The sequence below is a fragment of the bacterium genome (assembly GCA_024224155.1).
Classification (GTDB): domain Bacteria; phylum Acidobacteriota; class Thermoanaerobaculia; order Multivoradales; family JAHEKO01; genus CALZIK01.
In genome coordinates this window covers 1-2,616 of record JAAENP010000497.1, presented here as the reverse complement: position 1 = coordinate 2,616, position 2,616 = coordinate 1, and the positions used below count along the sequence as shown (strand labels likewise).

Genomic DNA, 2,616 nt, shown 5'->3' with positions numbered 1-2,616 from the left:
GGCCCTCGGTGGCCTCGAGCCAGCCATCGTCGAGGTCCCGAAGCAGGGCATCCAGAACCGCGGGTGTGCGGTCGAGCACCTGCAGGGCGCTTTCGAGGTCGAAGGGCATCAAACGGAAAGATACCACTGCGCTTCGGCGCTCTGGAGTTTCAGCGCTTCGGCGCCGATCGGTAGAGCCTTCGGCCAGGGGTCAGGCTCAGGGGCGCTCGCCGGGACAGCCTCCAGGGGACGGGGGTTCTGCCGATCGGCCCAAAGTCTCAGTCGACGCCGTTCGTGTCCGGCGGTTCGTCGGCGTCGGACACCTGGAGCGTTCGCAGGTACTCGACCAGGTCATTGATCTTCTCGAGGACCACCTCTTCCTGATTTGCGTCGCGGCCCGCATCCTGAAACGACAGGCCCCAGACCGGCATCTCTCTCGAGCCGTGCCCACGCACGTCCTCGCGACCATCAATCACTTGCCGCAGGCGCTCGACGGGGAAGACGAGATCACCGGAATCGTCCGGCGCGAGAAGATCCGCGAGATCCGCTGGGGGCACGCGCAGGTGGTCGGCAACCGGTCCTTCACCACCGGCATCCAGGCCGTGACAGCTGGCGCAGTGGATCTGGAACAGGAGAGCCCCCCGAGATCGTGCGTCCTCGGCCTCCAGCTGCGGATCCGCGGCCAGCTGGTCACCGTCACTCGCCACGGCCGGCATGACAACGCCAAGAACGGCCGCAAGGCCGATCAGACACCATCGGCTAGTCACAATGGTCAGCTTAGCCGCTTTGCGCCTCGACACAAAACGCTCCGTCGGAGGGCAAGCGGCCCACTCGGGCGGGTGGCATAGCGCCAAGCGGTCGTCTTGACCGCCACGGCTTGCCGACGATAATCTGCCGGTCGGGCTCGCGCCAACAAAAAACCGGGACGAGGAGAAGACGAAATGTCGGATCAGACGAGAAGCGAACAAGTAGACGCGGTACGGCGTAAGCTGCTCAAGTCTTCGATGGTCGCCGGCGGGTTTCTGGCAGCCGGGCACCTTCCCTACAGCAAACCTGCGCTCAAGAGCTTCTTCGGAGTGCGCTCCGCGTGGGCTCAGCCGAGTAGCTTCATGGTCCAGTTCACCGGAGACCTCCCCGACCTCGGTGGCGGCTTCGGCACCGGACAGGATGCGTGGCAGTTCGATACCACCCAACCGAACACGACCCTGACCATCAATGCAATTGTCACCGTGGGCACGGCCAACCAAGAAATCGGCCTCTTCGCGCCCGGTATCCCTGTGTTCGGCGTCAACCTGCTCACCGGCGCACCGGGCGGCTACACCGGGCCGTTCCCGGTTGCCCCCATCGTCGTGGCCGCCGTCGGTACCTACACGTTGGCGATCGAGGACAACTTGATCAACGCGCTTCAGGTTCCGTTCTCGTATCAGCTCGATGTCGCGGCCGACATGCCGATCGTCCCGGGAGCTCAAGTGATCAACGACGGCGTTGAGACCCTGAAGCCGGGCGGCAGCGGCGGATAGCCTACCTGCGGCAACCAACGGTCGAGACCCTACGCTTTGCTCGAGGGCAGGCGGGGCTCGACCGCCAGCGGTCGACCTCGGTTCGTGTAGCGATCCGATTCTGTATGTGAACAGCCGGGTGCGTGCTTCTTGCGAGCGAGGTCCGCCGAGCGAGAAGGAGCGCCGCGTGGGTCTCGGAGGGAGCCTCTCTGCGCTCCCGGAGAGACCGCACCGGCGCGACATTCTCGGTCCTTGAACGCAGGCGGCACCGGCGGCCCTCCATCGGGACTGCTCACGCCGACCGCACTCCTACGGCAACAATATCGGCTCGATGCTCACCGTGAGCTCGCCGTCGACGCCGACCAGGAAGCCGTCCGCAAACACCGCCGCGACCCCGGCCCGGACAATCAGGTGGCCGTTCGGCCCGACGACACCCAGGTTGGGCCCGCCGGTGAACGTGTTGCAGACCACGAACTCTCGGGTCGTGTCCACCGTGTCGTTCTCCAGGGTGAAGAACTCGCCGTCCGGCGCCAGACAGGGCTCACCGGAGCCAACGATCACGAGCGTGGCAACCGCGGCCGGCCCCAAACCCGAAGACGAAGTGAGTTGGCTGGAGATGTTGACGTACGCACCGGGGATGTCGCCGGTGACGTCGACCTGGACCACGCACGTCTCGCCCACACCCAAAGCTCCTCCGGTCAGCGTAATCAGGCTGCTGCCCTCGACCGCTGTCAGGACCCCGCCGGGACAGGTGGTTCCAACATCGGCCGACGGGGCGACGACAATTCCGGCCGGCAGGTCATCGAAGAACGCCAGATCGGTAACCGTGAACGCGCTACCCGAGTTGTCGATGAGGAAGGACAGTGCGCTACGTCCACCGGGCTCGATGAAGTCCGGCAGGAAGACCTTTGTCAGCACCGGGCCCGGATCGACCGAAAGTAGCGCGGTCGCGGGCGATGCCACCGGTACGCCGAGGATCAGCAGATCGCTGGTCGTATTGAGGAAGGTCCCGGCCGGGGCGTCCGCGGGCACCTCGAGGTCGACGCTGAAGGTGCAAGAGCCGCCGGGCAGAAGATTGCCACCGCTCAGCGCCAGCAATGAGGTTCCGCTGATCGTGGAGCCCAGTCCGCACGGGTCC

General features: G+C 65.6%; 4 protein-coding genes. 1 reads left to right on the top strand and 3 read right to left on the bottom strand.

Annotation, left to right across the window (positions count from 1 at the left end; all coding sequences use genetic code 11):
* A partial coding sequence (locus GY769_23495) for a DinB family protein (GenBank protein MCP4204884.1) occupies positions 1-109 on the bottom strand: 109 nt, incomplete at its 3' end.
* A gap of 148 nt (positions 110-257) precedes the next feature.
* The gene (locus GY769_23490) at positions 258-746 is read right to left on the bottom strand and encodes a cytochrome c (protein ID MCP4204883.1); all 489 of its coding nucleotides are present in this window, start codon (positions 744-746) and stop codon (positions 258-260) included.
* Between the two features lie 174 nt (positions 747-920).
* Between GY769_23490 and GY769_23485 the strand changes: the two genes are divergently transcribed.
* Positions 921-1,499, top strand: coding sequence for a hypothetical protein (locus tag GY769_23485; protein MCP4204882.1), 579 nt, complete (start codon positions 921-923; stop codon positions 1,497-1,499).
* A gap of 288 nt (positions 1,500-1,787) precedes the next feature.
* Here GY769_23485 and GY769_23480 read toward each other — a convergent pair.
* On the bottom strand, positions 1,788-2,616 hold an 829-nt coding region (locus GY769_23480; protein MCP4204881.1), incomplete at its 5' end, for a hypothetical protein.